The organism is Streptomyces sp. NBC_00078, from assembly GCF_026343335.1.
In the GTDB taxonomy this organism is placed as follows: Bacteria; Actinomycetota; Actinomycetes; order Streptomycetales; family Streptomycetaceae; genus Streptomyces.
In genome coordinates, this window is record NZ_JAPELX010000001.1 from 8,047,993 (window position 1) to 8,066,569 (window position 18,577).

19 protein-coding genes are annotated in these 18,577 nt (G+C 70.8%); 10 read left to right on the plus strand and 9 right to left on the minus strand.

From position 1 onward, the window contains the following. The first annotated feature begins 73 nt into the window (after positions 1-73). On the plus strand, positions 74-544 hold the full coding sequence (locus tag OOK07_RS37355) for a DUF1003 domain-containing protein (RefSeq protein ID WP_266800880.1): 471 nt from the start codon (positions 74-76) through the stop codon (positions 542-544). Positions 545-587: 43 nt separating this feature from the next. On the opposite strand, the gene OOK07_RS37360 is transcribed toward OOK07_RS37355, so the two are convergent. The 3 genes from OOK07_RS37360 to OOK07_RS37370 form a co-directional block, all read right to left on the minus strand. After that, positions 588-1,151 carry a putative glycolipid-binding domain-containing protein gene (locus tag OOK07_RS37360; RefSeq protein ID WP_266800882.1) on the minus strand — a complete coding sequence of 188 codons (564 nt, stop codon included), beginning with the start codon at positions 1,149-1,151 and terminating at the stop codon, positions 588-590. Positions 1,152-1,261: 110 nt separating this feature from the next. Then, a complete protein-coding gene (locus OOK07_RS37365; protein ID WP_266800884.1) occupies positions 1,262-3,712 on the minus strand; it encodes a Tex family protein in 2,451 nt (816 codons plus the stop codon). 266 nt (positions 3,713-3,978) lie between these two features. Then, positions 3,979-4,566: a TetR/AcrR family transcriptional regulator gene (locus OOK07_RS37370; protein WP_266686609.1), complete on the minus strand. Its 588-nt coding sequence runs from the start codon at positions 4,564-4,566 to the stop codon at positions 3,979-3,981. A 105-nt stretch (positions 4,567-4,671) separates the two neighbouring features. On the opposite strand from OOK07_RS37370, the gene OOK07_RS37375 reads away from it, so the two are divergent. Beyond that, positions 4,672-5,487 carry an oxidoreductase gene (locus tag OOK07_RS37375; RefSeq protein ID WP_266800885.1) on the plus strand — a complete coding sequence of 272 codons (816 nt, stop codon included), beginning with the start codon at positions 4,672-4,674 and terminating at the stop codon, positions 5,485-5,487. A gap of 47 nt (positions 5,488-5,534) precedes the next feature. Next, positions 5,535-6,245, plus strand: coding sequence for an SDR family oxidoreductase (locus OOK07_RS37380; RefSeq protein WP_266686610.1), 711 nt, complete (start codon positions 5,535-5,537; stop codon positions 6,243-6,245). Positions 6,246-6,581: 336 nt separating this feature from the next. On the opposite strand, the gene OOK07_RS37385 is transcribed toward OOK07_RS37380, so the two are convergent. Continuing rightward, entirely contained in the window at positions 6,582-6,713 is a 132-nt protein-coding gene (locus OOK07_RS37385; protein ID WP_266800887.1) for an LPFR motif small protein, read from the minus strand. 73 nt (positions 6,714-6,786) lie between these two features. Further along, positions 6,787-7,656, minus strand: a complete 870-nt coding sequence (locus OOK07_RS37390) for an SCO6745 family protein (protein ID WP_266800889.1) — start codon at positions 7,654-7,656, stop codon at positions 6,787-6,789. A gap of 137 nt (positions 7,657-7,793) precedes the next feature. Between OOK07_RS37390 and OOK07_RS37395 the strand changes: the two genes are divergently transcribed. Then, positions 7,794-8,747, plus strand: a complete 954-nt coding sequence (locus tag OOK07_RS37395) for a GlxA family transcriptional regulator (RefSeq protein ID WP_266800892.1) — start codon at positions 7,794-7,796, stop codon at positions 8,745-8,747. Positions 8,748-8,791: 44 nt separating this feature from the next. Beyond that, positions 8,792-9,442, plus strand: a complete 651-nt coding sequence (locus OOK07_RS37400; RefSeq protein ID WP_266800894.1) for a DJ-1/PfpI family protein — start codon at positions 8,792-8,794, stop codon at positions 9,440-9,442. On the opposite strand, the gene OOK07_RS37405 is transcribed toward OOK07_RS37400, so the two are convergent. Beyond that, positions 9,414-10,169, minus strand: coding sequence for an enoyl-CoA hydratase/isomerase family protein (locus OOK07_RS37405; RefSeq protein WP_266800897.1), 756 nt, complete (start codon positions 10,167-10,169; stop codon positions 9,414-9,416). The genes OOK07_RS37400 and OOK07_RS37405 overlap by 29 nt on opposite strands. 300 nt (positions 10,170-10,469) lie before the next feature. Between OOK07_RS37405 and OOK07_RS37410 the strand changes: the two genes are divergently transcribed. Then, positions 10,470-10,985 (plus strand): ATP-binding protein, encoded by a 516-nt coding sequence (locus tag OOK07_RS37410; RefSeq protein WP_266802193.1) that lies wholly within the window; start codon positions 10,470-10,472, stop codon positions 10,983-10,985. Between the two features lie 6 nt (positions 10,986-10,991). Here the strand turns inward: OOK07_RS37410 and idi are convergent, their stop codons facing one another. From idi to galE, 3 genes are all read right to left on the minus strand, one after another. After that, entirely contained in the window at positions 10,992-11,585 is a 594-nt protein-coding gene (idi, locus tag OOK07_RS37415) for an isopentenyl-diphosphate Delta-isomerase (protein WP_266800898.1), read from the minus strand. A 255-nt stretch (positions 11,586-11,840) separates the two neighbouring features. Further along, positions 11,841-12,782, minus strand: a complete 942-nt coding sequence (locus OOK07_RS37420) for a cation diffusion facilitator family transporter (protein ID WP_266800900.1) — start codon at positions 12,780-12,782, stop codon at positions 11,841-11,843. Positions 12,783-12,960: 178 nt separating this feature from the next. Next, positions 12,961-13,926 (minus strand): UDP-glucose 4-epimerase GalE, encoded by a 966-nt coding sequence (gene galE, locus OOK07_RS37425; RefSeq protein WP_266686621.1) that lies wholly within the window; start codon positions 13,924-13,926, stop codon positions 12,961-12,963. A gap of 279 nt (positions 13,927-14,205) precedes the next feature. On the opposite strand from galE, the gene OOK07_RS37430 reads away from it, so the two are divergent. Genes OOK07_RS37430 through OOK07_RS37445 form a run of 4 tightly spaced genes read left to right on the plus strand, consistent with a single transcriptional unit; the run spans position 14,206 to position 18,548 of the window. Further along, complete coding sequence (locus OOK07_RS37430; RefSeq protein WP_266800902.1) at positions 14,206-15,993, plus strand: DUF5941 domain-containing protein; 1,788 nt, start codon at positions 14,206-14,208, stop codon at positions 15,991-15,993. Beyond that, positions 15,990-16,742: a phosphocholine cytidylyltransferase family protein gene (locus OOK07_RS37435; RefSeq protein WP_266686623.1), complete on the plus strand. Its 753-nt coding sequence runs from the start codon at positions 15,990-15,992 to the stop codon at positions 16,740-16,742. Before OOK07_RS37430 ends, OOK07_RS37435 begins: the two co-directional genes overlap by 4 nt. Continuing rightward, on the plus strand, positions 16,730-17,791 hold the full coding sequence (locus OOK07_RS37440) for an iron-containing alcohol dehydrogenase family protein (protein ID WP_266686624.1): 1,062 nt from the start codon (positions 16,730-16,732) through the stop codon (positions 17,789-17,791). Before OOK07_RS37435 ends, OOK07_RS37440 begins: the two co-directional genes overlap by 13 nt. Further along, entirely contained in the window at positions 17,769-18,548 is a 780-nt protein-coding gene (locus tag OOK07_RS37445; RefSeq protein ID WP_266686626.1) for a CDP-alcohol phosphatidyltransferase family protein, read from the plus strand. The genes OOK07_RS37440 and OOK07_RS37445 overlap by 23 nt, the downstream gene beginning before the upstream one ends. The last annotated feature ends 29 nt before the right edge of the window (positions 18,549-18,577 follow it).

An 18,577-nucleotide genomic window follows, 5' to 3' on the forward strand; every position in this document is an offset into this window, starting at 1 on the left:
GCCCCAGGGACTGCGGTCGTCGGCCGCGTACCCTGACGGCGATTCTTCGTAGGCCATCGGTCAGGGAGTGGTGATGGGCGCCAAGGCGAACCGGTCGGGTGTGCGGATCGTGCACGAGCAGGCCCTCTTCACGCGGATACGCGGGACCCAGGACCGGATCGCGGACGCGATCACCGCCTTCGCCGGAACGATGCAGTTCGTGTATCTGCACGGCCTGTGGTTCGCGGTGTGGATCGTGTGCAACGAAGGGGTGTTCGGCGACGGGGCGGTCTGGGATCCGTACCCCTTCGGACTGCTCACCATGATCGTCAGCCTGGAGGCGATCTTCCTGTCCACCTTCGTGATGGTCAGCCAGAACCGTCAGGCGGCCCGCGAGAACGTACGCGCCGACCTGGACTTCGAGACCAACGTGCGCTCGGAGGTGTGGTCCGTCCACATGGGCCAAGCCCTCGGCGTCGACCCCGCGGAGGTCGAGCGACGTGTTCAGGAGCTCCTCGCGGAGAACCGCGCCCGGATGAACGGCACCGCCCGGCCCTCGGACTGAACATGATCACGCTGCTGTCGCCACCTGGATGTGCGCGCCCGTGTCAGCGTCGGCGCGTGGCCAGGCTCGGGTAGTCGAGGACGAATCCGTCGCCGTCGAACTCCAGGTCACTTCTGAAGGTGCCCGAGGAGTAGCGGACCCGGGTGCCCCGCTCGGTGGGACCGAGGTGGGTGTACGTCTGCTGTGAGGGCTGCACGGCCAGGTCCGGCACCGACACCCACGCCATCAGGAACTCGCGTTCGCCGGGCGTCTGATGGAGGCCGTGTCGCAGCACCGGCATGGTGTTGGTGAGCGGGCACAGACCCAGGTCGCAGTCGAGCGCACCGTCGACGCCCGGCAGCGGCTCGCCGTCCGCGGCCCACCGGCCATGACCGTCGTGCCGCAGGTCGAGGGTGCGGGTGCTGGTCCCGGTCTCTGCCGTGACGCTCAGCCGACGGGTCACGAAGTCCTCGCCCGCCTGGAGTTCGTACGAGATCCAGTACGGCTCCGGCACGACCCCGACCGCCCGTCCGCGGGCCCGCAGGGAGCCGTCGGAGAGTTCGGCCCAGGCGGTCTCGTATCCCTTGCTCTCGATGACGTCCCAGGTGATGACACGGGAGATGGCCATGCCGATCACTCTAGGCCTGAAAGGGCGCTGCACGCCCTTTCAGGGGTGCGGGGAACCGCGCGACCGGCCACAACCGGCCCGCGGTTCCCCACGGACTTCCCGCCCAAGGCTCAGCGCTTGCCGTTCTTGGGGTTCAGCAGCCCCGCCTTGCGCAGGGCATCGGCCATCGCACTGTTGGCCGGCGGCGCCGCCTGGCGCGACCCACCGCCCTGTCCACCGCGGCCGCCCTGACGCTGCCCCTGCCCCTGGCTCTGACGCTGCCCCTGGCCCTGGCTCTGACGCTGGCCCTGGCGCTGTTGGGGCGGACGCCCACCGCGCTGCGGACGGTCGTCGCCGCCGCCCTGCTGCTGACCCCGCTCGGCCGCCTCGTCGTCCAGCCGCAGCGTGAGCGAGATCCGCTTGCGCGGAATGTCGATGTCGAGGACCTTCACCTTCACGATGTCCCCGGACTTCACGACGTCCCGCGGGTCCTTGACGAACGTCTTCGACATGGCCGACACATGGACGAGACCGTCCTGGTGGACGCCGACGTCCACGAACGCGCCGAAGGCCGCCACGTTCGTGACGACCCCCTCCAGGACCATCCCGGACGACAGGTCGGCGATCTTCTCCACACCCTCCTTGAAGGTGGCCGTCCTGAAGGCCGGCCGCGGGTCGCGACCCGGCTTCTCCAGCTCCTTGAGGATGTCCGTGACGGTCGGCAACCCGAACGACTCGTCCACGAAGTCACCCGGCTTGAGCGAGCGCAGCGTCGCCGTGTTGCCGATGAGCGCGGCCACATCCTGTCCCGACGTCTTCACCATGCGCCGCACGACCGGGTACGCCTCCGGGTGCACGCTGGACGCGTCCAGCGGGTCGTCGCCGCCGCGGATGCGGAGGAAGCCCGCGCACTGCTCGTAGGCCTTGGGGCCGAGCCGTGCGACGCCCTTGAGCTGCGTACGGGACTTGAACGGTCCGTTGGCGTCGCGGTGCGCCACGATGTTCTCGGCCAGCCCGGAGGTGATGCCGGAGACACGCGCGAGCAGCGGGGCGGAGGCCGTGTTGACGTCCACGCCCACGCCGTTCACACAGTCCTCCACCACCGCGTCCAGCGAGCGCGACAGCTTCACCTCGGACAGGTCGTGCTGGTACTGGCCAACGCCGATCGACTTGGGGTCGATCTTCACCAGCTCGGCGAGCGGGTCCTGCAGCCGGCGCGCGATCGACACGGCGCCGCGCAGCGACACGTCCATGTCGGGCAGCTCCTGCGAGGCGAACGCGGACGCCGAGTAGACGGACGCGCCCGCCTCGGACACCATCACCTTGGTGAGGTTCAACTCCGGGTGCTTGGCGATGAGTTCACCGGCGAGCTTGTCGGTCTCGCGGGATGCCGTGCCGTTGCCGATGGCGATCAGGTCGACCGCGTGCTCCTTCGACAGGCGGGCCAGCCTGGCGATCGCCTCGTCCCACTTGTTCGCGGGCACATGCGGGTGGATGACGTCCGTGGCCACCACCTTGCCGGTGGCGTCCACAACGGCGACCTTCACGCCGGTACGGAACCCGGGGTCCAGGCCCAGCGTCCCGCGCGTGCCGGCCGGGGCGGCGAGCAGCAGGTCGCGCAGGTTGGTCGCGAACACCCGGACGGCCTCGTCCTCGGCCGCCGTGCGCAGCCGCAGCCGCAGGTCGATGCCGAGGTGTACGAGGATGCGGGTGCGCCAGGCCCAACGGACCGTGTCCGTCAGCCACTTGTCGCCGGGGCGCCCGCGGTCGGCGATCTGGAACCTGTGGGCGACGATCCCCTCGTACGACGAGGGCCCGTCCGTCGGCTCCTCCGGCTCCAGGACGAGGTCGAGGACCTCCTCCTTCTCGCCGCGCAGCATCGCGAGGATGCGGTGCGAGGGCAGCTCGGTGTACGGCTCGGCGAAGTCGAAGTAGTCGGCGAACTTGGCGCCCGCCTCCTCCTTGCCGTCCCGGACCTTCGCGGCGAGGCGGCCGCGCACCCACATGCGCTCGCGCAGCTCGCCGATCAGGTCCGCGTCCTCCGAGAACCGCTCGGTCAGGATCGCCCGGGCGCCGTCGAGGGCGGCCTGCGGATCGGCGACGCCCTTGTCGGCGTCGACGAACGCGGCGGCGGCCGCGAGCGGTTCGACGGTCGGGTCACTGAGCAGGCCTTCGGCCAGCGGCTCAAGACCGGCCTCACGCGCGATCTGCGCCTTGGTGCGTCGCTTTGGCTTGTACGGGAGGTAGATGTCCTCCAGGCGCGCCTTGGTCTCGGCGCCCCGGATCTGTGCCTCCAGCTCCTCGGTGAGCTTGCCCTGCTCGCGCACCGACGTCAGGATCGCCGTCCGCCGCTCCTCCAGCTCCCGCAGATAGCGCAGCCGCTCCTCGAGCGTGCGCAGCTGCGCATCGTCGAGCATCTCGGTCGCTTCCTTGCGGTAGCGGGCGATGAAGGGCACTGTCGAACCGCCGTCGAGCAGCTCCACGGCAGCTTTGACCTGCCGCTCCCGCACGCCGAGCTCCTCGGCGATCCTGCCTTCGATGGATCCCACGTTGATGGATCCGCTGGACCCGGGTGTCGTCACGATCCCCTACCGCCTTCTCACTGAGGTTGCGCGGCAATTGTGGCAGGTAGCACCGACAATCGTGGATCAGGGCGGCACCCGGGCGGGCCGGGTGTGACTGGGCGGGATAGTTGTCACCTGGGCGCGGTATCTGTCACCAGTGACCGGCAGCCAGGTCGCGCGCGGGGTGCTTCGCGTCATGCCGTGGTGGGTTCTGGCGGGCAGCAGCGCCTGTGCGCCGCCTTCGATGGCGCAGCCAGGTCCGTCACATGCGGCGAAGAGCAGGGCTACCGCACAGGTCCGACTTTCAGCAGCGCGAGGGCGTTGTGAACGCCTTGGTCGAGGACGTCGTCAGCCAGCCTGGGGTCGGCCAGGGCGCGGGAGAGTTGGAGCGTCCCGAGCATCATGGCGAAGACGCTGAGCGCCTGCGGGCGGGCCGAGGGCGGGTTGTCGGGTGCCAAGCGGGCGGCGATGTCGTCGATGACGGCCAGTACGCCCTCGGTGAACGCCTGCTTGGTCGCGTCCGCGCAACGTCCGATCTCGTCGAGCAGGGCGGCGGTCGGGCAGCCGTTCTCGGGATCGTCGCGGTGCTCGGCGGACAGGTACGCGCGGACGAACTGTTCGAGCCCGGCGCGGCCGGGCGCCAGCGCCTCAAGGTCCGCGTTCTGCGCGCCCAGCTGGTCGGCGACGGCGTTCGCGACGAGGTCCTCCTTGGAGGCGAAGTGGGCATAGAAGGCCCCGTTGGTCAGCCCCGCGTCCGCCATGAGCATGGAGACCCCGGAGCCATCGATGCCGTCCTTCTTGAACCGGCGGCCGGCCGCCTCGATGATCCGCTGCCGCGTCGCCTGCTTGTGGTCTTTCGCGTAGCGCGCCACGCGCTCCTCCTCCTCGCTCCGGCCGAGAGGCCGCTTGCCGCTCGCCCGCTCCTGTCCTAGAGTAATTGAATTACGACCATAATCCAATTGCTGAAGAGGCCCACCATGACCACAAACCAGCCAGTAGCACTCGTGACCGGAGCATCGTCAGGCATCGGCAAGGCGGCCGCGCTCGCGCTCGTCGACGCGGGATTCGAGGTCGTCGGAACGAGCCGCCAAGCCTCCGGGGACGCCCGCCGCGACGGCGTGACGTTCCTCGCCCTCGACGTGGCCAGCGACACCTCGGTCGCCAGCGCGGTCGACCGCGTGATCGAAAAGTTCGGGCGGATCGACGTCCTGGTCAACAACGCCGGCATCGGCTCCGCCGGCGCCGGCGAGGAACGCTCCCTCGCCCAGGACCAGCAGCTGTTCGACATCAACGTCTTCGGCCTGATCCGCATGACCAAGGCCGTCCTGCCGCACATGCGCGCCCAGGGCCGCGGCCGGATCATCAACATCTCGTCCGTGCTCGGGTTCGTCCCCGCGCCGTACATGGCCGCCTACGCCGCGTCCAAGCACGCGGTCGAGGGCTACTCCGAGTCCGTGGACCACGAGGTCCGCCAGCACGGCGTCCGCGTACTGCTCGTCGAGCCCGCCCAGACCAGGACCGCGTTCGAGGCCAACTCCCCGAAGCCCGCCACGCCTCTGCCGGTCTACGAGCACCAGCGGCAGGTCTTCGAGCGCGTGATGGGCGCGGCGATGAAGGACGGCGACGATCCCGCCACCGTCGCCAAGGCGATCGTCGCCGCGGCGACCGACCCGAAGCCGAAGCTGCGCTACCCCGCCGGGCCGACCGCCGGACGCGTCAGCACCCTGCGCCGCCTCGTCCCCTCCCGCGCCTTCGACCGGCAGATCCGCAAGCTCAACCAGCTGCCCGCCTGACCGACACCCCCATCCCCCGACGCCACAACCTGCACCAGGAGCCTTCCGTGGACCTGTCCACCAGCACCGCCCTCGTCACCGGAGCCAACCGGGGCCTTGGCCGCGCCCTCGCCACCGAACTGCTCGACCGCGGCGCCACCGTCTACGCCGCAGCCCGCAACCCCGACCAGGTCGACCTGCCCGGCGCCAAGCCGATCGCGCTCGACATCACCGACCCCGCCTCCGTCGCCGCCGCCGTCCAGGCCACCGGCGACGTCACCGTCCTGATCAACAACGCCGGCGTCTCCACCGGCGCCAACCTGCTCGCAAGCGGCCAGGACGCCATCCGCCTGGAGATGGACACCCACTACTTCGGCACCCTCTCGGTGGTCCGCGGCTTCGCCCCCCAGATCGCGGCCAACGGCGGCGGCGCGATCCTGAACATCCTCTCCGTCCTGTCCTGGCTCAGCTTCCCGCAGGCCGGCGCATACAGCGCCGCCAAGGCCGCGCAGTGGTCGTTGACCAACGCCCTGCGCGTGGAACTCGCCCAGCAGGGCATCCGGGTGGCCGGACTGCATGTCGGCTTCATGGACACCGACATGACCCGGGGGATCACCGAGCCCAAGTCCGACCCGGCCGACATCGCCCGGATCGCGGTCGACGGCATCGCCGCCGACGCCCACGAGATCGTCGCGGACGACCTCAGTCGCCAGGTGCAGTCCGGGCTGGCCGGAGGCGTCGCAGCCCTCTACCCGCAGCTGGCCGGGACTGCCCGCTAGGCAGCACTCAACATGGTGACCACGTGTCAAAGACTCCGCCGCACCGGAGGAAGCGCGACGGTCGCCGGGAACGAACGGCGAACCCGTCGTGCCGCAGGTGACTCTTCTCACCCATTTCAGGCGGGCCGCTCCGGTATCCGAACCCCCGCGGTAGCCGGCACCGCCATCCGCGCTCGCGCTGTCTGGCGTGAGCTCGGATGGCGGTCCTGGCCCGAGCAGGTGACAACTTCAGCGCCCAGATGGTGACAACCATCGCGCCCAACGGGGCGATGAAGTGCAGGCCACCGGAGGCGCTTGATGACAACTATCTCGCTCAGTCACACCGGGGCGGCGGAATCAGGCCCTGCGGCCACCCGCGGAGTCCGAGGCCCCGCCGAAGAGCCGGGCCACGGCCCGGAAGGGCAGGGTGACGACGGTGGCGATCGCGCCACCGATCTGGCGCAGGACGTCGGCTATTGCACGGAACACGAACTTCCCCTTCCCTCTCCCGGCCGCGGTGACCGGCGGAGATCCGGGTACCTCAGCTGCGGCGGAGCAATCTTCAGCCCTTGCCGATCAGGTCGTCGGGGAACGCGCCCGCGACGGCCGCGGCCCGCGCGAACCCCGCCCCCAGCTCCGTCAGACGAGCGACGCCCTCGGCGCCCAGGTGCTCGTACGGCGCCCGGTCCAGCCGGTCCGTCTCCGCCTCGATCTCCGCCCGCAGCGCGACGCCCCGCTCCGTCAACTCGCCCTCCGCGTCCAGCAGCCCGCGCTCCCGCAGCCGCCCGGCGGCGGCGTCCCACTCCTCCTGGCTCCAGCCGCGGCTGCCGAACACCCACTTCGGCGCCATGCCCTTCCCGGTTGCGGTATGGCTCACCATGGCCTCCAGCCCGTCGAGCTCCGCCGACATCAGAACGGCGAGATGTCCGTCGCCCCGGTGCTCGCGCAGCAGCGTGGCGGCGTGGAAGTACGCCAGGTGCGGCTCCTCGGGCACGGGCAGGTCGGCATACGCGGAGTACAGCGGCCGGGCCGGACGCCCACACGCCTCGGCGGCCCGCAGTGCCAGCCGTGCCGCCTCGGCCATCTCCTCGGACGCGACGGCCTCCTCGCCCAGCAGGCGGCGCAGGGTCGCATCGATGGCACGCGCGCGGGCGTCCAGGATCTGCCCGGGCGAGGCGGTCTCCCACACGGCGGGCACGAACCGTGCCACCAGCTCGTACTTGTAGTTGTAGAACGTCGCCGCCACCATGCCCGCCCCGACCGGCCCCAGGGCGGCCGCTCGCGTGGCGAAGTTGACAGCCCTCGGGTGGGTGATGCCGACAGCGCCCATTTCCCTGCTCAGATCAGGCGAGAAGTAGTACGTCGCGTGCAGGGAGTTGAGGGCGTTGTGGCAGCGGCGGCCGGCGTGCGGATCGATGGCGGCAGTAGTCATGACCCGAAGGTTACCGACTGGTTGGTACGGACTCCAGGGGGTCGTTGGATCGTCGTTGGATCGGCAGGGACAGGGTGGCAGGAAAGGTGGGGTCCTCGTCATTGCGGCCATCGGGCGGACCGCCAAGAATCGAGTGCATGCAGACCGTCCTGGTCGTCCTCTTCGACGACGTGCAGAGCCTCGACGTCACGGGCCCGGTGGAGGTCTTCAACGGCGCCGACGCGCACTGCCCGGGGACGTACCGCATCCGCACCGTCAGCCGGGACGGGCGGGCCGTGCGCACCTCCAGCGGCCTCACCCTCGTCCCGGACCACTCCTTCGCGGACGCCCCGCCCGCGCACATCCTGCTGGTCCCGGGCGGTGCGGGCACCCGGCGCCCCGACCCGGGCCTGGTGGTCTGGCTGCGGGAAAACGGCCCGCGGGCCGAGCGCCTCGTCTCGGTGTGCACCGGAGCACTCCTGCTCGCCGAGGCGGGCCTGCTGGACGGCCGCCGGGTCACGAGCCACTGGTCGGTGTGCGAGAAACTCGCCCGCGACCACCCGGCCGTGGAGGTGGACCCGGACCCGATCTTCATCCGTGACGGACAGCTCGCCACCTCGGCCGGCGTCACGTCCGGCATCGACCTCGCCCTCGCGCTCGTCGAGGAGGACGTCGGCCGCGAGATCGCCCTCTCCATCGCCCGCCATCTCGTCGTCTTCCTGCGGCGACCGGGAAACCAGGCCCAGTTCAGCGCCCAGCTCGCCGCACAGACGGCGCAGCGGGAGCCGCTGCGCCAAGTCCAGCAGTGGATCACCGAACATCCCGGCGCGGACCTGTCCGTGGACGTGCTCGCGGCCCGCGCCCGGCTCTCGCCCCGCCACTTCGCCCGGGCCTTCCAGACCGAGACCGGCATGACGCCGGGCCGCTACGTCGACCGCGTCCGTCTGGAACAAGCCCGCCGCCTGATCGAGGACACCTCCGACGGGATCGAGGAGATCTCCCGCGCCTGCGGCTACGGCACCCCGGAGGCGATGCGCCGCGCCTTCGTACGCACCCTCGGCGCGGCGCCCGCCGAATACCGGCGCCGATTCCGCCCGGCGCCCACCCACTGAGCAACGCGCACCCACTGAGCAATGCCCCACCGAAGGGGGAACCCATGCAGTTCGCGATCGTCCTCTACGACGGCTTCACCGCCCTCGACGCGGTCGGACCGTACGAGACCCTCGGCCGTCTGCCCGACTCCGAGACCGTGTTCGTCGCCGAGCGGACCGGCCCGGTCCGTACCGACAGCGGGAACCTCGCGCTCACCGCCGACAGGACTCTGGACGAGGTGGCGAACCCGGACGTCGTGATCGTCCCCGGCGGCCCGGGACAGACCGCGCAGATGCACAACAAGGCGCTGCTCGACTGGATCCGTGCCGCCGACGCCACGAGCACCTGGACGACCTCGGTGTGCACCGGCTCCCTGCTGCTGGCCGCCGCGGGACTCCTCGACGGCCGCCGCGCGACCTCGCACTGGCTGGCCCTCGACGAACTGAGGAAGTTCGGCGTCCGGCCCACGGGCGAGCGGGTCGTCACCGACGGCAAGTACGTCACCGCCGCCGGCGTCTCCTCAGGCATCGACATGGGGCTCGCGCTGCTCGGCCGGATCTCGGGCGACGTGGTCGCCCAGGCCGTACAGCTGGGCATCGAGTACGACCCGCAGCCGCCCTACGACGCGGGCTCCCCGCAGAAGGCGCCCGCGGACGTCGTCGAGCTCATCCGATCGAGGAGCCGGTTCATCCTCGGCCTGGAACCGACCACGTGAACCGCGGCTGACGGCGCTCGAGGAAAGCGGCGACGCCCTCCACGGTGTCGCCGCTGCCGCGCGCCTGCTCCGTCCAGTGCGCGTCCCGGTCGCCGCGCCCGCTCGCGAACTCCTTCGCCGCGGCCTGGGTGAGCTGTGAGCGGGACACCAGGATCCGGGTGAACTCCCCAACCCGCTTGGCGAGTTCGCCCTCGGGCAGCACCTCGTCCAGCAGACCGGTGCGCAGCGCCCGCCCGGCGTCGATCAACTCGCCGGAGAACAACAGGTACTTCGCGGTCGCCGGACCCACCAGCGACACCAGCCGCCGGGTGGAGGACGCCGGATACACGATCCCGAGCTTCGCCGGAGTCACCCCGAACAGCGACCCCTCCTCGGCGAACCGCAGGTCGCAGGCTGCCGCCAGCTGGGACCCGCCGCCGACACAGTGCCCGCGGACCGCGGCCAGCGTCGGCTTCGGGAAGGCGGCAAGGGCCTCCTCGGCACGCACCGCGAGCGTCTGCGCCTCCTCCGGCGACCCCCGCAGCGTGGAGATGTCGGCACCCGCGCAGAACGTCCCGCCCTCCCCGGTCAGCACCAGCGCCCGTACGCCCGGGTCGGCAGCGAGGGAGTGGAGCAGCGGCGGCAGGGCGGCCCACATGGCGGCCGTCATGGCGTTGCGCTTGGCCGGGTGGTGGATGACGACGGTGGCGACCGCGTCGGTGACGCCGTGCAGCAGCTGGGGCTCCATGGGCCGGATGCTAGTGCCCCACCCGGCGAACGCACGATCAAGGAGTCGGCCGCAGGTCCCGCGGATCACGACGACCCCCGGGATGAGGCGGACGAGAAGGCGGCCAAACCCGTACAACCCGAATAGTTCGCGAAGTCGGCTGAAGGGGGACAGGAGTAGTCCCACAACTGACCGTGTCATACGCCAACGGTCATAAGTGCTCGATACCTGCTGACTTCTGGTCAGTCCTCCGGGGTGGAGCGGGTCGTTATCAACACTCGACGGGTGGTGACAATCGAGCGCAAGGGGGGCGACCGGACGATGGACAACCACGGGCGCGGGTCCGGCCCACGCCCAGAAGGCGACGCCTACGCCGACGAGCCCCGTGACCCGGGGCCTGCGGACCCGCTGCCGTACGAAGGTGTCTGGAGGTTCACCGCTCCCGCCGTCGACGCCTCCGTCCCGCAGGCGCGACACGCCGTACGGGACCTGCTGTACCGCCAGGGTGTGCCCGTCTCCGACGACCTCGTCCACGGTCTGCTGCTGATCGTCTCGGAACTGGTCACGAACGCCGTCCGGCACGCGGCCCTGCTGTCGCCGGTACTTGCCGTGGAGGTCGCCGTCGGCGCCGAGTGGGTGCGGGTGTCGGTGGAGGACAACCACCCCTACCGCCCCACCGCCCTGGAGGCCGACCACGGCCAGACCGGCGGGCGAGGACTGCTCCTGGTGAGCGAGGTCACCCGGGAGGCGGGCGGGGTGTGCGACGTCGAGCACACGTCGAGCGGCGGCAAGGTGATCTGGGCCGCCCTGCCGCTCAAACCCGTACGGGTGCTCTGAAGGGGATCACCAGCCCGCCGACTGGCCGGTCAGCTCCTTGACCGCCGGACGGGCGGCGTCCAGCACGGTCATGAACCAGGACGAGAACGTGTCCTTCGCATGCCGCTCGGCCAGCTCCTCGGGGCTCACGAAGGCCGTCGCGCCGACCTCCTCCGGGTCCGGACGCAGCGGGGACTGCACCAGTCCGACGAACAGGTGGTTGTACTCCTGCTCGACCAGGCCCGACTCCGGGTCGGGGTGGTTGTAGCGGACGGTGCCCGCCTCGGCGAGCAGCGAGGGCGACACACCCAGCTCCTCGTACGTCCGCCGGGCGGCTGCCGCGAAGGGCGCCTCGCCCGGGTAGGGGTGGCCGCAGCAGGTGTTGGACCACACGCCGGGGGAGTGGTACTTGCCCTGCGCCCGCTGCTGCAGCAGCAGCCGCCCGCGCTCGTCGAAGAGGAAGACGGAGAAGGCGCGGTGCAGCTGCCCCGGCGGCTGGTGGGCGGCGAGCTTCTCCGCGGTGCCGATCGTGACGCCGTCCTCGTCGACCAGTTCCAGCAAAATCGCGTCTGCGGTGCCGTTCGACGGACTGTGCGTCGCGGTGGCAGGTGTGATCGGCATACCCATCCTTCACATCGGTCTTCGCGCCCCAAGTGTGCCGCACGAATCCGGCACTCCCGGCACTTCACAGCACGCCCGCATGTCCCGCGCGCGGCGCGGGACGCGGCCGTCACCGGTCACATGCCGGAAGAGGGGCCCGGTAGTTGATCGTGCCCGGTGGGATCAGCGGGGAACCGTCCGGGCAGTGCTGTGAGGCTTAACGACGCAGGGTCGCGCCGGAGGGCTGCATTTCGGCCAGGGGGCGCCTCATCTGCCTCAATGACACACCTTCACCTCGTGCTCCGCGTGCCCGCCCGGCTCCAGCTGGAAGGTGCAGTGCGCCACGTCGAAGTGGTCGCCCAGGCACCCCTGGAGCTCGTGGAGCATCTTCTCGTGGCCGATCGCACTGAGGACGTCGGAGTGGACGACCACGTGCGCGGAGAGCACCGGCATGCCGGAGGTGATCGTCCAGGCATGCAGGTCGTGTACGTCCTCGACGCCGTCCAGGGCCAGGATGTGAGCGCGTACGTCCGCCATGTCGACGCCCCTGGGGGCCGCCTCCAGCAGCACGTCCAGGGTCTCGCGCAGCAGCTTGAAGGTACGCGGCACGATCATCAGGCCGATGACCAGCGAGGCGATCGGGTCGGCGGTCTGCCAGCCGGTGGCGAGGATCACCACAGCCGAGATGATCACCGCGAGCGAGCCGAGCGCGTCCGCGGCCACCTCAAGGAAAGCCCCACGCACGTTCAGGCTCTCCGACTGGCCGCGCACCAACAGCGTCAGCGAGATCATGTTGGCGACCAGACCGATCAGACCGAACACGATGGTCAGCCCGCCCTCGGTGTCGGCGGGCGTGACGAACCGCTGGATCGCCTCGTACAGGACATAGCCGCCGACCCCGAGCAGCAGCAGGCAGTTGGCGAGCGCGGCGAGGATCTCGGCGCGGGCGTAGCCGAAGGTGCGGTTCCCGGTCGGGGGGCGGTTGGCGAAGTGGATGGCGAACAGAGCCATTCCGAGGCCGAGCGCGTCGGTCGCCATGTGGGCGGCGTCCGCGATCAGCGCGAGCGAGTCCGCGAGCAGACCGCCGGCGATCTCGACGACCATGACGCTGAGCGTGATCGACAGCGCCACACGCAGCCGCCCGCGGTACGCCGCCGCAGCCGTGCCGGTGGGCGGCGCATGCCCGTGCCCATGCCCATGATCGTGCCCAGCCCCCATGACAGCCGCCCTCCTACGCGTTGATCCGGAACAGCCCGCCCGGGATCACAGTGAACTACGGGTGGGGGGTACTGGGCAACGCGGCACTGAACACCGTTGTCATGTGCCCTGACCTGCGCAAACGATTGCAGGTCAGGGCGCCCTCAGCTCCCTTGCCTCGGTGTCACCGGCCTCGGTGTCACCGGCCGTGGTGCAGCAGCCAGCCCCGCCATGCCGAATCGACCATCTCGCGCACCCCGCGCCGGGCGGCCCAGCCCAGCTCCTCGGCGGCCCGGGCGGCGGAGGCGACCGCGCGGGGTGCGTCTCCCGGGCGGCGCGTCTCGACGAGGGGCGGCCTGCGGTCGCCGCTGACCTCGCCGATGACGGTGATCAGCTCGCGGACGGAGACGCCCTCGCCGCGGCCGATGTTCACGGTGAGGTCACCGCTGCGGTCGGCGAGCCGCCGGGCCGCCGCCAGATGCGCCTCGGCCAGGTCGGCGACATGGATGTAGTCGCGGATGCAGGTGCCGTCCGGTGTCGGATAGTCATCGCCGAAGATCCTGGGGGCCTCGTTCCGGGTGAGCCGGTCGAAGACCATGGGGACGATGTTGAAGACACCCGTGTCGGCCAGCTCGGGCGCGGCCGCCCCCGCCACGTTGAAATAGCGCAGGCAGACCGTCGAGATGCCGTGCGCCCGGCCCGCCGCCCGGACCAGCCACTCGCCGGTGAGCTTGGTCTCGCCGTACGGGTTCACCGGCGCGCACGCGGTGTCCTCCGTGATCAGTCCGACGTCCGGGTTGCCGTACACCGCCGCCGACGAGGAGAACAGGAACTTCCCCACCCCGGCCTCCGCGGCCGTCTCCAGGAGCGTGGCGAGACCGCCGACGTTCTCCCGGTAGTAGCGGGTGGGCTGCGCCACGGACTCGGCGACCTGCTTGCGTGCCGCCAGGTGTACGACGCCACTCACCCCGTACTCGGCGAAGACCCGCTTCAGCAGGTCGCCGTCGAGCGACGAGCCCTCGACGAGCGGGACGCCCGCCGGCAGCCGTGCGGGGTATCCGGCCGAGAGGTCGTCGAGCGCCACGACGCGCTCCCCGGCGTCGGTCATGGCCCGCACCACATGGGCCCCGATGTATCCCGCTCCGCCTGTGATCAGCCATGTCATGGTCGCCCACCCTATGCCGAGGGCGAAAGGCGTTCCTTAATGTCCCCGATGCCTGATGTGGGTATCGCGGTTTGTGGGCGGGACCCCGAATGGCCGATGATGATCGCGGCAAAGGCCAGTGGAGGCGGCGTTGATCAGCCCGTGAACGGGCGGTGAACGGCGCCCTCCGGGCATCCGATAGCCTCTGCCGACATGCCGCCCGACCGGTGCAGCCAACGGGGCGCCCCCACCATGCACATGACCGGCGCCAGCGCGCCGGCACCCAGGGAGTGAGTTCGGTTGTCGACCGCCATCCTCACCGGTCAGCCGGTCCCCGGATCGTCGATCGAGGGTGACCTGCGGTCGCTCGGCTTCGACGTACGGGTGGCCGCCGACGCCGCCGACGCCGAGACGCTCCTCGCCCAGGTTCCGGGCGACCAGCGGGTCGCCGTGGTCGACGCCCGCTTCGTGGGCCACCTGCACGCACTGCGCCTCGGGCTCACCGACCCCCGCTTCCCGCTCTCCGCGATCCCGGGCACCGTCACGGCCCAGGCGGCCGGCCGCCAGGCCCTGACCCGCGCGATGGCCCGCGAGAACTCCGCGGGCGGCGGTACGGCGGTCGCCGTGGACAGCCTCGCCGACCGCATGGTCACCGCCCTCGACGCCGACGGCGCCGACGTCCACCGTCCCGAGCTGGGCAGCCTGGTCGCCGCGGTCCCGGCCGATCCGCAGGCCCGCAACGAGGCACGGCAGGCCGTCGCGAACGTCGACGACGAGGCCGTACGCCTGAAGTCGGCGGTGAAGTCCCGCGACGGCTTCTTCACGACCTTCTGCATCAGTCCGTACTCGCGCTACCTCGCCCGCTGGTGCGCCCGCCGGGGCCTGACCCCGAACCAGGTCACCACCGCCTCCCTGCTCACCGCGCTGATCGCGGCGGGCTGCGCCGCCACCGGCACTCGCGTCGGTTTCGTCGCGGCCGGCATCCTGCTGATCTGCTCCTTCGTCCTGGACTGCACCGACGGCCAGCTCGCCCGCTACTCCCTGCAGTACTCCACGCTCGGCGCCTGGCTCGACGCCACCTTCGACCGCGCCAAGGAGTACGCCTACTACGCGGGCCTCGCGCTGGGAGCGGCCCGGGGCGGCGATGACGTCTGGGCCCTCGCCCTCGGCGCCATGATCCTGCAGACCTGCCGGCACGTCGTCGACTTCTCCTTCAACGAGGCGAACCACGACGCCACCGCCAACACCAGCCCCACCGCGGCCCTCTCCGACAAGCTGGACAGCGTCGGCTGGACGGTGTGGGTACGGCGCATGATCGTGCTCCCGATCGGCGAGCGCTGGGCGATGATCGCGCTCCTCACCGCGGTCACGACCCCGCGCATCACCTTCTACGTCCTGCTCATCGGCTGCGCCTTCGCGGCGACGTACACCACGGCCGGGCGGGTGCTGCGCTCGCTGACGCGCAGGGCGCAGCGCACGGACCGGGCGGCGCAGGCGCTGGCGGACCTCGCGGACAACGGCCCGCTCGCCTCCCTCGTGGCGGGTGCCACCCGCGCCCGCCTCGGCGCCCCGCTGCTGGTGGCGGCGGCAGGGACGGCCGTCCTCGCCGTGTCCCTCTTCTCCGGCGTGACCTGGGCGCCCGTCGCGGGCGCCGTCGTCTACACCCTCGCCGCCGGTCAGGCCCTGTACCGCCCCCTCAAGGGCGCCCTCGACTGGCTGGTCCCGCCGCTGTTCCGGTTCGCCGAATACGGCACCGTCCTGGTCCTCGCGGCCAAAGCGGACGTGAACGGCGCCCTTCCTGCGGCTTTCGGGCTGGTGGGGGCCGTCGCCTACCATCACTACGACACGGTGTACCGCATCCGCGGCAACGCCGGAGCGCCTCCGGCCTGGCTGGTGCGCGCCATCGGGGGGCATGACGGGCGGACGCTGCTCGTCACCGTTCTGGCCGCGGTACTCACCGCCTCGCAGTTCAAGGTCGCGCTCACGGCGCTCGCCGTGGCCGTCGCACTGCTGGTGCTCGTCGAGAGCATCCGCTTCTGGGTGTCCGCTGGGGCGCCCGCCGTACACGATGAAGGAGAACCCGCATGATCGGCCTCGTGCTGGCGGCCGGCGCCGGACGGCGTCTGCGCCCCTACACCGACAGCCTTCCCAAGGCTCTGGTGCCGGTGGGGCCCGCGGGCATAGAGGGCGAACCCACGGTTCTCGACCTGACGCTCGGCAACTTCGCCGAGATCGGGCTGACCGAGGTCGCGATCATCGTCGGCTACCGCAAGGAGGCCGTGTACGAGCGCAAGGCCGCCCTGGAGCAGAAGTACGGCCTCAAGCTCACCCTCATCGACAACGACAAGGCCGAGGAGTGGAACAACGCCTACTCCCTGTGGTGTGGCCGTGACGCCCTCAAGGACGGCGTGATCCTCGCCAACGGCGACACCGTCCACCCGGTCTCCGTCGAGCGGACGCTGCTCGCCTCCCGCGGTGACGGCAAGAAGATCATCCTCGCCCTCGACACCGTGAAGTCGCTGGCGGACGAGGAGATGAAGGTCGTCGTCGACGCCGAGAAGGGCATGACGAAGATCACCAAGCTGATGGACCCCGCCGAGGCGACCGGCGAGTACATCGGCGTCACCCTCATCGAGGGCGACGCCGCCCCGGAACTGGCCGACGCGCTGAAGGCGGTCTGGGAGACCGACCCGCAGCAGTTCTACGAGCACGGGTACCAGGAACTGGTGAACCGCGGCTTCCGGATCGACGTGGCGCCGATCGGCGACGTCAAGTGGGTAGAGATCGACAACCACGACGACCTCGCCAAAGGACGGGAGATCGCGTGCCAGTACTGACCCGGCTCATCCCCTCACCGCTCGTCGTCGACATCCGCCCGGGTGCCCTCGACGATCTGGCCGGGGTGCTCGCCGACGAGCGCATCTCGACCTCCGGCAAGCTCGCCGTCGCCGTCAGCGGCGGTTCCGGCGCCCGGCTGCGCGAGCGGATCGCCCCGACGCTGCCCGGCGCCACCTGGTTCGAGGTCGGCGGCGGCACCCTCGACGACGCGATCCGCCTGGCCGGCGACATGAAGGCCGGGCACTACGACGCGGTCGTGGGCCTCGGCGGCGGCAAGATCATCGACTGTGCCAAGTTCGCCGCGGCGCGGGTGGGCCTGCCGCTGGTCGCCGTACCGACGAACCTCGCGCACGACGGCCTGTGCTCGCCGGTCGCGACGCTCGACAACGACGCGGGCCGCGGTTCCTACGGTGTGCCCAACCCGATAGCGGCCGTCATCGACCTCGACGTCATTCGCGAGGCCCCGGTGCGGTTCGTGCGCGCGGGCATCGGCGACGCGATCTCCAACATCAACGCGATCGCGGACTGGGAGCTCGCGAACCGCGTCAAGGGCGAGAAGATCGACGGGCTCGCGGCCGCCATGGCCCGCCAGGCGGGCGAGGCGGTGCTGCGGCACCCGGGCGGTGTCGGGGACAACCGCTTCCTCCAGGTGCTCGCCGAGGCGCTGGTCCTCACGGGCGTCGCGATGTCGATCTCGGGCGACTCCCGCCCCGCCTCGGGCTCGTGCCACGAGATCAACCACGCCTTCGACCTGCTCTACCCCAAGCGAGCCGCCAGCCACGGCGAGCAGTGCGGCCTCGGGGCTGCCTTCGCGATGTACCTGCGCGGCGCCCACGAGGAGTCGGCCTACATGGCCGAGGTGCTGCGTCGGCACGGGCTTCCGGTGCTGCCGGAGGAGATCGGCTTCACGGTGGACGAGTTCGTCCGGGCCGTGGAGTTCGCCCCGCAGACCCGGCCCGGCCGCTACACGATCCTCGAACACCTAGACCTGAAAACCAACCAGATCAAGGACACCTACGCCGACTATGTCAAGGCCATCGGTAGCTGAACTCCGCCCGGTCGTCCACCCCGCAGGGGTCAAGGACCGGCGCAGCGGTGAGCACTGGATGGGACGCCTCTACATGCGTGAGGTGTCCCTGCGGATCGACCGCTACCTGGTGAACACCAGGGTCACGCCCAACCAGCTCACGTACCTGATGACCGTGTTCGGTGTGCTCGCGGTCCCGGCCCTGCTGGTGCCGGGGATCGCGGGCGCCGTGCTCGGTGTGGTGTGTGTCCAGATGTATCTGCTGCTGGACTGCGTCGACGGCGAGATCGCGCGCTGGAAGAAGCAGTACTCACTGAACGGCGTCTACCTGGACCGGGTCGGCGCCTACCTCACCGACGCCGCCGTCCTCGTCGGTTTCGGGCTGCGCGCCGCCGACCCGTGGGGCAGCGGCCGTATCGACTGGCTGTGGGCCTTCCTCGGCACCCTGGCCGCGCTCGGTGCGATCCTGATCAAGGCCGAGACCGACCTGGTCGGCGTCGCCCGGCACCAGGGCGGACTGCCGCCGGTCAAGGAGGCCGCCGCCGAGATGCGCACCTCCGGCATGGCGCTGGCCCGCCGTGCCGCCGCCGCTTTCAAGTTCCACCGGCTGATCCTCGGCATCGAGGCGTCGCTGCTGATCCTGGTCCTGGCGATCGCCGACCAGCTCCGCGGCGACCTGTTCTTCTCCCGTCTCGGGGTCGCCGTGCTGGCCGGCATCGCACTCCTGCAGACCCTGCTGCACCTGGTGTCGATCCTCGCGTCGAGCAGGCTGAAGTGAGCGCCACGAAGGTCGGCGCGGTGATCATC

Bases quoted from the DNA above. Each gene is read 5' to 3' on its own strand.
- OOK07_RS37355 (WP_266800880.1), top strand. From the start codon at position 74: ATGGGCGCCAAGGCGAACCGGTCGGGTGTGCGGATCGTGCACGAGCAG.
- OOK07_RS37360 (WP_266800882.1), bottom strand. From the start codon at position 1,151: ATGGCCATCTCCCGTGTCATCACCTGGGACGTCATCGAGAGCAAGGGA.
- OOK07_RS37375 (WP_266800885.1), top strand. From the start codon at position 4,672: ATGACCACAAACCAGCCAGTAGCACTCGTGACCGGAGCATCGTCAGGC.
- OOK07_RS37390 (WP_266800889.1), bottom strand. From the start codon at position 7,656: ATGACTACTGCCGCCATCGATCCGCACGCCGGCCGCCGCTGCCACAAC.
- OOK07_RS37395 (WP_266800892.1), top strand. From the start codon at position 7,794: ATGCAGACCGTCCTGGTCGTCCTCTTCGACGACGTGCAGAGCCTCGAC.
- OOK07_RS37400 (WP_266800894.1), top strand. From the start codon at position 8,792: ATGCAGTTCGCGATCGTCCTCTACGACGGCTTCACCGCCCTCGACGCG.
- OOK07_RS37405 (WP_266800897.1), bottom strand. From the start codon at position 10,169: ATGGAGCCCCAGCTGCTGCACGGCGTCACCGACGCGGTCGCCACCGTC.
- OOK07_RS37410 (WP_266802193.1), top strand. From the start codon at position 10,470: ATGGACAACCACGGGCGCGGGTCCGGCCCACGCCCAGAAGGCGACGCC.
- idi (WP_266800898.1), bottom strand. From the start codon at position 11,585: ATGCCGATCACACCTGCCACCGCGACGCACAGTCCGTCGAACGGCACC.
- OOK07_RS37420 (WP_266800900.1), bottom strand. From the start codon at position 12,782: ATGGGGGCTGGGCACGATCATGGGCATGGGCACGGGCATGCGCCGCCC.
- galE (WP_266686621.1), bottom strand. From the start codon at position 13,926: ATGACATGGCTGATCACAGGCGGAGCGGGATACATCGGGGCCCATGTG.
- OOK07_RS37435 (WP_266686623.1), top strand. From the start codon at position 15,990: ATGATCGGCCTCGTGCTGGCGGCCGGCGCCGGACGGCGTCTGCGCCCC.
- OOK07_RS37445 (WP_266686626.1), top strand. From the start codon at position 17,769: ATGTCAAGGCCATCGGTAGCTGAACTCCGCCCGGTCGTCCACCCCGCA.